This is a genomic window from Marinobacter sp. L-13, assembly GCF_056857715.1.
This window is the reverse complement of the sequence record NZ_JBSXNQ010000055.1, coordinates 119377-131556: the sequence shown is the minus strand read 5'-3', so window position 1 is coordinate 131556 and position 12180 is coordinate 119377. Positions and strand designations below refer to the sequence as shown.

The window sequence follows — 12180 nt, the reverse complement described above, 5'->3', positions numbered from 1 at the left end:
GGACCAGCCGCACAGGCCCCGGATAACGTGCAACCAGCTCATCAGGGGTAAGTAGCAAAAAGCCCTCAGTCTCTGCCTGGGCAACCAGAATCCGGTCGAAAGGATCCTGGTGTATGCCGGGAAAGTGGCTCACTGCATGAGTGTGTTACGAGGTGATTGGCAATTCTGATTAGCCGTTATCGACAAACCCGCGCCTCAGCAAATGAGGATCAACCCGAAAATTCGGCCGGCCTAGACCATTTTTAATAACGATTTCCCAAAGGCTGGCAGCACTGAAAAACAGGCGGTTCTCTTCATTGCCAATCAGCCCTGTAGCCCGAGGGGATAACTTGGAGGGTTCAGCCGCCACCCAGAGCAAAACGTGAGTGTCCAGAAGCAGGTTCACGTCAGCCTCCGAACATGTCGCCTATTTCATCCTGACCCATCCTGTCGAAATCGTCTGGCACTGTGAACTCACCAGCCATGAAGCCGATTCTCTTTTGCTGGTCTGCTTCCGGGGAATTGTAAGCGGTTACGCGGGCAACCGGTTTGCCGGCTTTCGCAATAATGAAGGCTTCGCCCTTGGCTGCACGGGCCACAAGCTGTGACAGGCGAGTCTTCGCTTCGTGCATGTTGACGGATTCCATGGTTTGCGCACCTAAGCTTAGCTATTAAGACTTAGCCTAGCACCCAGTTTTTGTGCGAGCCACCGTGAAAAAAACAGCAATCTAAAACCAAAACAGCCGAGCTAATAGCCCGGCCGCTCTGGTTCCACTTGTCAGGTCAAGCGCCGTTAACCCTGCAGCAACTGCAACACCTGCTGTGGCCTGGCGTTGGCCTGGGCCAGTACCGACAAGCCGGCCTGCTGGAGAACCTGGGTTCGTGCCAGTTCGGCGGACTCTGCTGCGAAGTCTGCATCGCGGATACGACTGTTGGAGGCCGAGAGGTTTTCGGACGTTGTTGCCAGGTTTGCGATGGTAGACTCGAAGCGGTTCTGGACTGCGCCGAGTTCTGCGCGGTATCCGTTAATCGTATCGATCGCGTAGTCTATTGAAATCATGGCAATGTCGGCACCTTCAGGGCTTGAGATGTCTACACCGGTAACTGCATAGGTATCATCGGCCACAGTTGCATTTACAGGCTTAGTGTAATCATCCAGGCCGCCGTATATGCCATCACCATCTATATCGGCATCAATGGTGATGTCGAATGGCTCTCCGAACTGGGATGAAAATATGATTTCATCGTTCTGGGAGTTCAGATTGGCGCGGATCCCAGTTTCTGTACTCTGAGCATTGATCTGGCTGACGATGTCATTCAGGGAGCCCATGCCTTCGAAAGTAAAGACATCTCCGTTGATGTCGACTTCAAAGTTGTAGGTGTCGCCATTCGCGAATGATTGAGCAAGCGTTAGATCCTCGGCGCCATCAATCTGGCTAAGAGTGCCTCCGACGGAGCCGTTCGCTGTGCCGCCATCCTGAACAGAGATATCTTGAACATCATAGACAATGCCAGGGTTTGCGCTGTTTGTGAGCTCAACGTTAGAGCCACTTAACCCGGCTGTGAGACCAGTTGCACCCGCTGCAGTCAAAGCATTATTTACCGCGTCAGCAATTTCAGTATCGGTTGCGTTCTGGGGTGCGGTAAAGGTGATTTCTTCTGGCGTTCCCGAGTCGGCAATGAGATTGAAAGAGCCGGTTACCGGACCTAGGGATGAATCGAGACTGGTAAGGTCGGCCAAAACACCGGTTGTGGGGGACCCACTGCCGTCCGCCAACTGGAAGTCCGATGTGGTAACGACATTTTGCGTACCAGCATCATCAGTGAGACTGAATCCGGCAACAGTCAAATCTGTTGCTGTGGGGTTAGAGATCGTCAGCGTGCTTCCGTCATCGGACGCTGTAACCTCTACTTCAGCCAAGTCGCCACCGCCGTTTCGGATCTCTTGTTGAAGCGCAGCCGCGAGATCGTCAGCACTAGCGTAAGTTGAGGCCGCGAGAGTGACATCTTCACTACCAATGGTGCCACTGATCGCCACACCGGCACCGGTTGTCAGATCGAGACTCGATATATCAAGTGGCGTCTCCGCCGCATCGCCAGGGCCAATGACATCGCTCGACAATCCCGCGGTTTCTTTTAGCACTGAACCGATCTGACTACCGCGAGAGTCGAGACCACTAATGGCTATTGTTTCGCCCGTATTTGCGCCGACCTGAAATGTTTGGGTGTCAAACGTGCCGTCGAGCACCTTTAACCCGTTAAAAGAGGTTTGAGCGGCAATCCGGTTGATCTCCTCGATCCGTTGCTGCACTTCTTGGTTTAGCGCCTGGCGATCCGAAGGGCTATTGGTGGCGTTGGCAGACTGAACCGCTAGCTCTCGAATACGTTGAAGGTTGTTGGTGATCTCATCCATTGCACCCTCGGCGGTCTGAGCGAGGGAAATGCCATCGTTGGCGTTTCGCTGAGCCTGATTCAGACCAGCAATCTGCGACTGGAAACGCTCAGAGATCGCTAGGCCAGCCGCATCGTCTTTGGCCGAGTTGATGCGCAAGCCGGAGGATAAGCGCTCAAGAGCTACATTGGCCTGCCCCTGTGAGGCGTTCAGATTACGTTGTGCATTCAGCGAAGCAATGTTGGTATTAATGACCTGAGGCATATCAATTCTCCCTGCTCAGAGGTGCCGGAAGCCTGGTGCCCGATCTTTAATGGGAACCTTTGCCGGCTGAAATTCGTTAAATTGCCGTTATGCAGGGTGATAAGCGAAGGGTGTGCCAGTTTTTACAATATGAGTTTATGTTACTGTCTTTGAAGAAGTTTACAGTTCCGGTGACCGTTTCGGGAATACGTGACGCGCCAAAGTGCTGCCGCCTGAAAGGAATCGAATTGCCGGTTTTACATTTGTTAACAAAAACAGCAAATTTTTTTCTAAAGCAACCGGGGGTGGCGCCGTTAAGTGGAGTAACAGGGCGGCGCTCCCAAACTGAAAACGGGCGCCAGACCTTTTCCATGAAATAACGACTTCCGTCGAAGGAGAAGCATTATGGCTCTCGGTATTAACACTAACGTGGCGTCACTGTCCGCACAGAATCAGCTTCAAAAGTCCCAGGATCTGAGCAATCAGGCGCTTGAGCGTCTTTCATCTGGTCTGCGCATCAACTCTGCTAAAGACGATGCGGCGGGCTTGGCCATTTCCACTCGTTTTCAATCCCAAATTTCTGGCCTTGATGTGGCTCAGCGCAATGCCAATGACGGTATTTCCCTGGCACAGACAACAGAGGGGGCTCTGGAAGAGATTACCAACAACCTACAGCGGATTCGGGATTTGGCTGTTCAGTCTGCGAACGCTACTAACAGCGACTCAGACCGTCAGGCGCTGAACGACGAAGTGACTGCACGTCTCGAAGAAATTGATCGAATCTCTAGTCAAACTGCTTTTAACGGCTTGAAGGTCCTTGACGGGAGCTTTGGCGAGCAGAATTTCCAGGTTGGAGCTAATGCTGGCGAAACTATCGGTATTGATCTCTCACAAGGCACTAAAACCAGCCAGATCGGATCAATTGCTACAGACAGCGTTCAGGTCGTAGGTGCAATTACCGACACCAATGGGGTTTCGATTGCAGTCGGTGACAATGCATTCACTTCTATTAATAATTCGGTCGACCGGAAAGATAGCGATAATGTCACGATCAGCGGTTACGACAGTAAGAGCGCAGCGCAGCTTGCGAAAGCTATCAATGCTTCCGGCGTGGACGGGCTTACCGCATCGGCGACTACAGAACTAAATATCGCGTCGCTGGCAGATGTCACAGCTTCGGGTGTTACTGACGGCGACTATTCTTTAACTGTCAATGATGTCGAAGTTTTCTCAGTAACCGGGCAAGATTTTGATTCTGCTGCTTATTCATTCAACGGAAGCGATTTAGCTGCCGCTATCAATTCCAAGTCTGGTGCTACCGGGGTTAGTGCTACCTTCGATGCTACCGATGGCCTGACGCTTAGTACCGATGACGGGCGAAGCATCAAGCTATCTGAGAGCCTGACAGTAAACAACGGCACAGGATCCCTGGGTGGTGGTTTGACGACAGGCAATACCGCGAACCAAGAAACTTTAGGCGAAGTGACCTATTCTGCTGCTGAAAAAATTAACTTCCTTGCCACCGGAACCGGAGGCGATCTGAAAACAACATTGGGGGCATCTTTTGACTCTGCAGCTGATGCAATTGATGTCGATGAGACCTCGGGTGTCGATGGTGCGGACATTTCGACAGTAGCCGGGGCAAACGATGCAATTTTGCGTGTAGATGCAGCTTTGGATTCAGTTAACACGGTGCGAGGTGAACTTGGCGCAATTCAAAACCGTTTTGAAAGCACCATTGCCAACATTGCTACAACCTCGGAAAACCTGAGCGCTTCGAACAGTCGTATCTTGGACGCAGACTTTGCCGCAGAAACTGCGAAGCTCTCCAAGTCCCAGGTACTGCAGCAGGCCGGTATCTCCGTCCTTGCTCAGGCGAACGCCCGTCCGCAGCAGGTTTTGTCCCTCCTGCAGTAAGGGGCTAGCGGTAACGGCCGGAACCTTCGGGTTCCGGCTTAACGCCGTTTGAGGATAGCGAGGTAAAGCTATGAATGACGTTAACCTGAACAGCCCGGATCTGAAGCTGGTTCGTACCAGTGAGCAAGCACCGGCTCGGGCAATTTCGTCATCTCAGGCCGAAGGCAGGAATGCCTCCGACCTTGCTGGTTCGTCTGCCGCGGTCGTCCAGGCCCAGAATCCGCAAGTAGCTTCAGATGTGTCGAAAGCTGAAAAGCTTCAGACTCGAAATGAAGTTCAGCGGGAACAACTGGATGATGCGGTGAGCCAACTGAACGATTTTGTTCAGAATGTGCAGCGGGATCTGCAGTTTGAAGTGGATAATGATCTTGGTCAGACCATCGTAAAAGTCGTTGATCAGTCGACGAAAGAAGTTATCCGCCAGATTCCGGATGAGCTAGCATTGAGGTTGGCAGAGAACTTGCAGCAGGATGAGCCGCTGACGTTGTTTAATATTAAAGTATAAACAGTTAAAGCTGTTGCTCTAAGTTAAACGACGGTATTTCAGCACCGCCGCACCTGAGAAGGGGCGGCGGTGTTCTGCGTTTATGGGGTGAGAGGGTTCTCCCTCTCCCCCGGCCCCTCTCCCGCGAGGGGAGAGGGGAGGTGTTGTTAACTGTTACAGGGTGTTACAAATCGGCGAAAGAAAAAGGCAAAGTTTTGCCGCTTTTTGCCGATAAACTGAACAATGAAGAGATTCGCCCCCTTGAGGAGGCATGAGCATGGCAAACATATCATCGTTGGGTCTTGGTTCAGGCGTTCTGAATTCGGATCTGGTTGATCAACTGGTACAGGCAGAGCGTGCGCCTACGGAAAATAGGCTTACACAGAAGACAGAGCAAACCCAGGCTTTGCTGTCCGCCTACGGTAAGCTACGCAGCGCTGTTACCGAATTGCGTTTGCCAATGCGCCAGCTCAGCGCTCCGGATAATCTCAAGGCATTTTCTGCAAGTTCTTCTAACGAAGGTATTGGGGTTTCCGTAGACAGCACTAAGGCGAGTCGCGGCACATACAGCGTTGAGGTAACCAGTCTTGCTGGTGCGCAAGCGTTGGCTTCCAGGGATGTGTTCGCGGATCGCGATGCGACCAGTGTGGGGCAGGGCACGCTGACGCTGAATGTAGGAGATAAAACCACGAACCTCACTATTGATAGTAGCAATGACACGCTTCAGGGGCTGGCAAACGCGATCAATGATTCGGATGCGGGTGTCTCTGCAGGCGTTATCGATACGGGGAACGGCTTCCAATTGGTGCTCTCTGCGGACGAGACCGGAACCGCCAATGCGGTAAGTATTTCAGTATCTGGTGATACGGGTGGCACAGACACTGATAGCCAGGGGCTGTCTCGATTTGCGTTTAACACCGGTATGGATTCAGATGCCGGTTTGCAAGAGACGATTGCTGCATCAGATGCCGTTATGAAAATCAACGGCGTTGAGGTTACCCGGTCTACTAACAGTTTTGAAAACGTAATTGATGGCTTGACCTTCGATATCACCGAGACTGGTTCCTCTACTATCAAGGTTCAGCAAGACTTGGGTGCGGTTGCTGATCGCGTACAAGGCTTCGTTGATAAATTTAATTCGCTTCAGTCCACTATTGATAGTCTCGCTGGCTTTAACGCTGAGGCAGGCGTTGGCAGTCTGCTCACGGGTGACAGTACCGTCCGTTCTATTCAGAATCAATTGCGTCAGGTTCTGACGCGGGTTGTGCCGGGCCTGGAAAATTCCAGTGTTCGTAGCCTGGCGGATGTGGGCATCACGACCAACTTTGAAACTGGTGGTCTGGAGTTTGACCGAGCCAGGTTTGAAGAGCAGCTGAAGAATAATCCGGACGATGTGACGGCACTGTTTGCTGAGCAAGGCCGGGCAACCGATAGCCAGGTCGAGTTCGTCCGGAGTGGCTTGAATACTGAGCCAGGCCGCTACGATATCAACATCACCCAGGCGGCGACACAGGGTTCACTCGGAGGGGCGGCGTTCACGGCACCGGTTACGATTGGAGCCGGCAATGACGAGCTGACGTTCCAGGTTAATGGTGAAACGTCTGTGAGCGTTCAGCTCACTCAGCAAACCTACAATACAGCTCAGGAGCTGGCAGACGAGATACAGGCTCAGCTGAATGCCAATAATGCTCTGAATGCGTCTGGCTCGGGGGTCCAGGTTGGAGTTGGAAGCGGCGGCGAGCTGACATTTACCTCCTCCGATTATGGCAGTGATTCGAACGTCAGCCTGACATCAGTAGAAGATGGTTCCGCTTATGGGTTGTCTGCTGCCACCGGCACTTCAGGTATCGATGTGGCAGGCACCATTGGTGGCCGAACCGCGGAAGGCGACGGCCAGGTACTCTTTCTGGGAAGTGGCAATGGTGGTGCGTCTGGTCTGCAGGTTCGTATTCTGGGCGACCAGACTGGCAGTCGTGGCTCGATTACTTTTGTGGAAGGCGTTGCAGAGCGGACGGTTGATCTGGTTTCCAGTTTTGTGGGTGCTGATGGCGCCATCGAATCGCGGACTGAAAGCCTCAATCGCGATCTGGAACAAATTCAGGAAAATCAGGCGCGACTTGAGGAACGTATTGCTGCTTACCGTGAGCGCTTGGTTAGTCAGTTCACAGCGGCAGATTCCCTGATTTCCCAGCTCAACAGCACACAGGATTACGTAAGCCAGCAGCTCGCTGCGCTTGCACCCCAAAACAACCGGAACAACAACTGATCGGCCCGGGCCGATTAGCGAACCAAGAGGTCGAGTATGAACGGTTTACAGGCATACCAGCGCGTAAACACCCAAACGAGCATCACCGATGCAGATCCGCATAAGCTGATCCAGCTTTTGTACAATGGCGCTATTGAGCGCATCAACATGGCCAAGTCTCGTATCCAGGCAAAGGATTACGGCGGCAAGGCCCAGTTGATCAACAAGGCCATCGAGATTATTGGTGGACTGCGTTCCTTCCTGGATTTCGAACAGGGTGGCGATCTGGCTGCGCGTCTTGAGGCGCTGTATGACTATATGGAGCGCTCTTTGCTGGAAGCCAGTGCCAAGAATGATTTGGCCAAGCTGGATGAGGTTCTTACCCTTCTGCGTTCTGTTAAAGAAGGGTGGGATGGTATTCGGGAAGAGGCTATTGGTCAGCAGGCTGCTGGCTGATCAATAACCCCCTCTCCCCAACCCCTCTCCCGCCAGGGGAGAGGGGCTTTATAGCCATTCCTCACGCTCTCCCGTACAATACTGCCCTTATTTTCAACACATCCATTCTGTTCAGTCTGGAGCAAGGGCATGTCTGATATCAAAAAGGTGGTGCTGGCCTATTCCGGTGGCCTGGATACTTCCGTAATCGTTCGGTGGTTGCAGGATACCTATAACTGTGAGGTGGTAACGTTTACCGCCGACATCGGCCAGGGCGAGGAAGTTGAGCCTGCGCGGGCGAAAGCCGAGGCGTTGGGCGTTAAGGAAATCTACATCGAGGACCTGCGCGAGGAGTTTGTGCGCGATTACGTGTTCCCGATGTTCCGCGCGAACACCATCTACGAGGGTGAGTACCTGTTGGGTACGTCCATTGCCCGTCCTCTGATTGCCAAGCGTTTGATCGATATCGCCAATGAAACCGGCGCCGATGCCATTTCTCACGGCGCAACCGGTAAGGGCAACGACCAGGTGCGTTTCGAGCTGGGTGCTTACGCGCTGAAGCCGGGTGTGAAGGTGATTGCGCCCTGGCGTGAGTGGGATCTGAATTCCCGCGAGAAGCTTCTGAAATACTGCGAAGAGCGCGACATTCCGGTGGAAATGAAGAAGGGCAAGAGCCCGTACTCCATGGATGCCAACCTGCTGCACATCTCTTACGAAGGCATTAATCTGGAAGATCCCTGGGCGGAAGCCGAGGAAGATATGTGGCGCTGGAGTGTGTCTCCGGAAGCCGCGCCGGATGAGCCGACTTATGTTGAGCTGACCTACAAGAAGGGCGACATCGTTGCCATCGACGGTCAGGACATGAAACCCCACGTGGTTCTGGAAACCCTGAACAAGCTGGCGGGTGCCAACGGCATTGGCCGTCTGGATATCGTCGAGAACCGCTACGTGGGCATGAAGTCCCGCGGCTGTTACGAAACCCCGGGCGGTACCATCATGCTGCGTGCCCACCGTGCCATTGAGTCCATCACCCTGGATCGCGAAGTGGCGCACCTGAAAGACAGCATCATGCCGCGCTACGCCGAGGTGATCTACAACGGTTACTGGTGGTCCCCGGAGCGCGAGGCTCTTCAAGCTCTGATCGATCAGACCCAGCATTATGTAAACGGCACTGTTCGCCTGAAGCTCTACAAGGGCAATGTGGATGTGGTTGGCCGTAAATCTGAGGATTCTCTGTTCGACGAGAAGATTGCTACCTTTGAGGAAGATCAGGGTGCGTACGATCAGAAGGATGCAGAAGGCTTCATAAAGCTTAATGCGCTGCGTCTGCGGATTGCTGCTGGCAAAGGCCGCAAGCTTTAAAAGCATTGCCTGCTAATTCGGAGTAGGCGCCAGGCAGGCAGCGCTTTTCAGGACACGCTACGAGCACATCCATGTGCGCTTGACGTTGGCCATCCCTGGCCAACGACAGTCCTGAAAAGCGCTACCTGTCTGGCTTTTCAGGCTTCTGAGTTTGCTGCTCGTTGCCGAAACTCTCCCGGTGCTTTCCCCGTTACCGCTTTGAACTTCCGGTGAAACGACGTGGTTTCACTGTACCCCAGCCTCAGTGCAATATCCGGAATGGCCAGCTCGCTGTTGCGAAGATAGTCCTCGGCCATTTTTTGCCGCACTTCATCCAGCAATTTCTGGTAAGACACGCCTTCCTGGCCGAGTTTTCTCTGCAGGGTTCGGCTGGTCATACCCAGGTCTTCAGCCACCATGTCTTGCCGGGTTATGCCGTGCATGAGCTGTTGTTGGATGCTGTGACGGACCTTCGAAGTCAGGTCGCTGTCGGTATCCAGGGACGCCAGCTGACTCAGGGCATGGGCTTCCAGCGTTTTGCGGAGCAGGGGGTCTGGTTGCCGCAGGCGGGTCTCCAGCAGGGTTTTCTTGAGTGTGATGCTGTCCTCATCGGCTGAGAAGGTGACCGGGCAGTGCCAGCGCTCTCGGTAGGCTGTTTCAAATTCGGAACCTGGCGAGGATCGGCGGAGTTTTACCACGCTTGGTGATGCTTCCTGATTGTCTGCAAGCCAGCGGGCGTAGTTCACCCAGGAGGCAAATACGTTGTCCACCAGTTGCGGGCGGACGACGGGATCGGTGTAGTTGCAGTTCCAGGTCAGTTTGATGTCTTCGCCTTTCATGGCGAGGCTGGTGGTGCCCATGTCTCCAACGAGTTTTTCGAATGGCGCAATGCGCGCTACGGCCTCCCCCAGGGTGGCGCAGCTCATGGTGATGTAGCCAAGCACGCTGTAGGAGCCGGGTTGAACGAAGTCGCCGGTCTCGAGGCCCAGGATCGGGCTGCCGGTTTGTTCGCACAATAAACGGATAAAGTGCTGGAACTGCTCGCCGTTAATGCGGCCGTCGTCGGTGTCCAGGATGTTCTGGTCCAGTTCGGCCTGGTCGAAAAGGCGATTGATATCCACGCCGGCGGATTCGGTAGCACGAACGTATTGGCGCAGGGCGGCGACAGAGGCGGTTCCGAGGGTTTTCATGGTTACAGCACTGTTTTTGGAGTCGTTATAGCCGGAGTATAACGGAACTGGTGCGGAAACGTCTGGAGCGGAAAATAAAAAGGCCAGCTAAAAAGCTGGCCCAAAAAACAAGGAAAGAACGAAAGTGCCTGAAAAATTCGTTAATCCGGTGGATTCGATTCCCCATATGGCGGCGGAGGTACTACTCGGCTCCTCCACCATGGGGGATACTGCTTAAATCCACAATTGCAGAATAAGTCGTCCGGCCTTTCCTGTCTGTTTGTGAAGTGTGTATCAGTGTTACCGAGTGTGTCGCCGCTTCAGGCGGTCGCTCCGATCTCCGGCGCAGTCTCGGTAAACCGACGCGTATCGTAGGCATCCACCAGCCCCTGCACCGCTGCCCGTTCCATATCCTGGATCGAGGGTGTGCCGTTCTGGGCGTCGGCCTTGCACAGCACCATGCCGGCTTCCACAGAAATATAGCCGGCTGTGGTTTTCAGGGCCTTGTGGTTGATGCCATCGAAGACGCGCCGGAACGCTGTGGTAGTGCAGTGATCGCTGTTCGGGAAGTAGGCAATGATGGCGAACTGGTTGTCGCCAACGCGGCACAGGGCATCAATGGGGCGAATCAGGGTGCTCAGTCGGCGGGCAATGCCGATGGCCAGTTCGCTCATCACTGTGGGCGGGTGTTTGCGCTTCAGTTCCTGCCAGTTGCGAATGCCGCACAGTACATAGGCAGAACTGCCGCCTCGGGATTCAGCGTGGCGCAGCATCTTGGTCAGCCGCTCGCGACCGTATTTGGTGTTGCAGAGACCGGTTTCCAGATCAATGATGTTTGTGGATTCCAGCTCACGATTGTTCTCGATCAGCAGGGAGTTGGCCCGGAGCAGGGTGTTCTGGCGGTCGGCCATTCGGTCTGCGGCAAAGATGCGAGGGATCAGTTGCTTGGTCATGTCGGACTTGTAGATGAAGTCGTCCACGCCCCGGTCGAAGGCTTCTGAAAGAGCCTCGACGCTTTCCCGTGCCGTGAGCAGGATCACGTAAGTGTAGTGATTGTTCTGCTCGTCCTGTTGTCGCACCTGGTCCGTCAGCTCAAGGCCATCCATCTCGGGCATCAGCCAGTCGGCAATCAGCACGCTGACCGGGCGCTGTTCGATTAACTGCAGGGCTTCCGGTGCGTTATTCACGATGCGTACGTCGCGATATCCGGCATTTCGCAGCGTGCGGCCAACCACCATACTGCTGAATTTCGCGTCGTCTACTACCAGGATGGGAAGGTCCAGATTTGGCATTGTTATCTACTTTTAGCAGTCCGTTGTCAGGTGCGAGAGATGCCGGGGGTTGGTATCATCCCCTGCAAATCAATCGGGCGCCGAAGGTGGGGTCAGATGAACGCTTTCATCTGACCCCGTTTTCAGCAGTTTGCCAGTATACCCGCTTAGCTTAACGGAGAATAAGGACCATGCCTTCTTTTGACATTGTTTCAGAAATCGATATGCACGAAGTCACCAATGCGGTCGACCAGGCCAAGCGGGAGCTGGGTAATCGCTGGGACTTCAAGAATGTTGAAGCCAACATTGAGCTGGATGACAAGGGCATTACCATCAGTGCCGAGCAGGAGTTTCAGCTGGAGCAGTTGCTGGATATGCTGCGTATGGCCTTTGCCAAGCGCAATATCGATGCGCGAGCGCTGGCCGAGGACGGCGACAGCAAGTCCGGCAAGCTGGTCAAACAGCACCTGCTGCTGAAGCAGGGCATTGAAACTGATATGGCCAAGAAGATCGTGAAGATGATCAAGGACCAGAAGATGAAGGTCCAGGCCAGTATCCAGGGCGATAAGGTGCGGGTGACCGGCAAGAAACGGGATGATCTCCAGGAGGCCATCGCTATGCTGCGCGAAGCTGAGCTGGATATCCCGCTGCAGTTCAATAATTTCCGCGACTGATCCGGAGGCTTTACCATCTTAACCGGCACC

The 12180-nt window shown here is 53.9% G+C and carries 11 protein-coding genes; 6 read left to right on the top strand and 5 right to left on the bottom strand.

What is annotated here, in order from left to right:
• Positions 1-386: 386 nt before the first annotated feature.
• The 3 genes from AC13DD_RS11255 to AC13DD_RS11245 all read right to left on the bottom strand — a co-directional run bounded on the left by AC13DD_RS11255 (position 387) and on the right by AC13DD_RS11245 (position 2987).
• The gene (locus AC13DD_RS11255) at positions 387-626 is read right to left on the bottom strand and encodes a type II toxin-antitoxin system Phd/YefM family antitoxin (protein WP_482931145.1); all 240 of its coding nucleotides are present in this window, start codon (positions 624-626) and stop codon (positions 387-389) included.
• Positions 627-772: 146 nt separating this feature from the next.
• Positions 773-2635 (bottom strand): flagellin N-terminal helical domain-containing protein, encoded by a 1863-nt coding sequence (locus AC13DD_RS11250; protein ID WP_482931144.1) that lies wholly within the window; start codon positions 2633-2635, stop codon positions 773-775.
• A 76-nt stretch (positions 2636-2711) separates the two neighbouring features.
• Positions 2712-2987: a hypothetical protein gene (locus AC13DD_RS11245; RefSeq protein ID WP_482931143.1), complete on the bottom strand. Its 276-nt coding sequence runs from the start codon at positions 2985-2987 to the stop codon at positions 2712-2714.
• Between the two features lie 32 nt (positions 2988-3019).
• On the opposite strand from AC13DD_RS11245, the gene AC13DD_RS11240 reads away from it, so the two are divergent.
• The 5 genes from AC13DD_RS11240 to AC13DD_RS11220 all read left to right on the top strand — a co-directional run bounded on the left by AC13DD_RS11240 (position 3020) and on the right by AC13DD_RS11220 (position 9057).
• The gene (locus AC13DD_RS11240; protein ID WP_482931142.1) at positions 3020-4531 is read left to right on the top strand and encodes a flagellin N-terminal helical domain-containing protein; all 1512 of its coding nucleotides are present in this window, start codon (positions 3020-3022) and stop codon (positions 4529-4531) included.
• Positions 4532-4601: 70 nt separating this feature from the next.
• The gene (locus AC13DD_RS11235; RefSeq protein ID WP_482931141.1) at positions 4602-5036 is read left to right on the top strand and encodes a flagellar protein FlaG; all 435 of its coding nucleotides are present in this window, start codon (positions 4602-4604) and stop codon (positions 5034-5036) included.
• A 256-nt stretch (positions 5037-5292) separates the two neighbouring features.
• Positions 5293-7281 carry a flagellar filament capping protein FliD gene (gene fliD, locus AC13DD_RS11230; protein WP_482931140.1) on the top strand — a complete coding sequence of 663 codons (1989 nt, stop codon included), beginning with the start codon at positions 5293-5295 and terminating at the stop codon, positions 7279-7281.
• Between the two features lie 36 nt (positions 7282-7317).
• Complete coding sequence (gene fliS, locus AC13DD_RS11225; protein ID WP_092030872.1) at positions 7318-7716, top strand: flagellar export chaperone FliS; 399 nt, start codon at positions 7318-7320, stop codon at positions 7714-7716.
• Between the two features lie 129 nt (positions 7717-7845).
• On the top strand, positions 7846-9057 hold the full coding sequence (locus AC13DD_RS11220; RefSeq protein WP_482931139.1) for an argininosuccinate synthase: 1212 nt from the start codon (positions 7846-7848) through the stop codon (positions 9055-9057).
• Positions 9058-9194: 137 nt separating this feature from the next.
• On the opposite strand, the gene AC13DD_RS11215 is transcribed toward AC13DD_RS11220, so the two are convergent.
• Both AC13DD_RS11215 and AC13DD_RS11210 read right to left on the bottom strand, forming a co-directional pair.
• Positions 9195-10226, bottom strand: a complete 1032-nt coding sequence (locus AC13DD_RS11215; RefSeq protein WP_482931138.1) for an AraC family transcriptional regulator — start codon at positions 10224-10226, stop codon at positions 9195-9197.
• Positions 10227-10525: 299 nt separating this feature from the next.
• Entirely contained in the window at positions 10526-11497 is a 972-nt protein-coding gene (locus tag AC13DD_RS11210) for a response regulator (RefSeq protein WP_219120339.1), read from the bottom strand.
• A gap of 170 nt (positions 11498-11667) precedes the next feature.
• On the opposite strand from AC13DD_RS11210, the gene AC13DD_RS11205 reads away from it, so the two are divergent.
• Positions 11668-12150 carry a YajQ family cyclic di-GMP-binding protein gene (locus AC13DD_RS11205; protein WP_273082689.1) on the top strand — a complete coding sequence of 161 codons (483 nt, stop codon included), beginning with the start codon at positions 11668-11670 and terminating at the stop codon, positions 12148-12150.
• The last annotated feature ends 30 nt before the right edge of the window (positions 12151-12180 follow it).

Excerpts from the sequence above, each read along its gene's own strand:
- AC13DD_RS11235 (WP_482931141.1), top strand. The coding sequence starts at position 4,602 with ATGAATGACGTTAACCTGAACAGCCCGGATCTGAAGCTGGTTCGTACC.
- AC13DD_RS11255 (WP_482931145.1), bottom strand. The coding sequence starts at position 626 with ATGGAATCCGTCAACATGCACGAAGCGAAGACTCGCCTGTCACAGCTT.
- AC13DD_RS11220 (WP_482931139.1), top strand. The coding sequence starts at position 7,846 with ATGTCTGATATCAAAAAGGTGGTGCTGGCCTATTCCGGTGGCCTGGAT.
- AC13DD_RS11240 (WP_482931142.1), top strand. The coding sequence starts at position 3,020 with ATGGCTCTCGGTATTAACACTAACGTGGCGTCACTGTCCGCACAGAAT.
- AC13DD_RS11210 (WP_219120339.1), bottom strand. The coding sequence starts at position 11,497 with ATGCCAAATCTGGACCTTCCCATCCTGGTAGTAGACGACGCGAAATTC.
- fliS (WP_092030872.1), top strand. The coding sequence starts at position 7,318 with ATGAACGGTTTACAGGCATACCAGCGCGTAAACACCCAAACGAGCATC.
- AC13DD_RS11245 (WP_482931143.1), bottom strand. The coding sequence starts at position 2,987 with ATGGAAAAGGTCTGGCGCCCGTTTTCAGTTTGGGAGCGCCGCCCTGTT.
- AC13DD_RS11205 (WP_273082689.1), top strand. The coding sequence starts at position 11,668 with ATGCCTTCTTTTGACATTGTTTCAGAAATCGATATGCACGAAGTCACC.
- AC13DD_RS11250 (WP_482931144.1), bottom strand. The coding sequence starts at position 2,635 with ATGCCTCAGGTCATTAATACCAACATTGCTTCGCTGAATGCACAACGT.
- AC13DD_RS11215 (WP_482931138.1), bottom strand. The coding sequence starts at position 10,226 with ATGAAAACCCTCGGAACCGCCTCTGTCGCCGCCCTGCGCCAATACGTT.
- fliD (WP_482931140.1), top strand. The coding sequence starts at position 5,293 with ATGGCAAACATATCATCGTTGGGTCTTGGTTCAGGCGTTCTGAATTCG.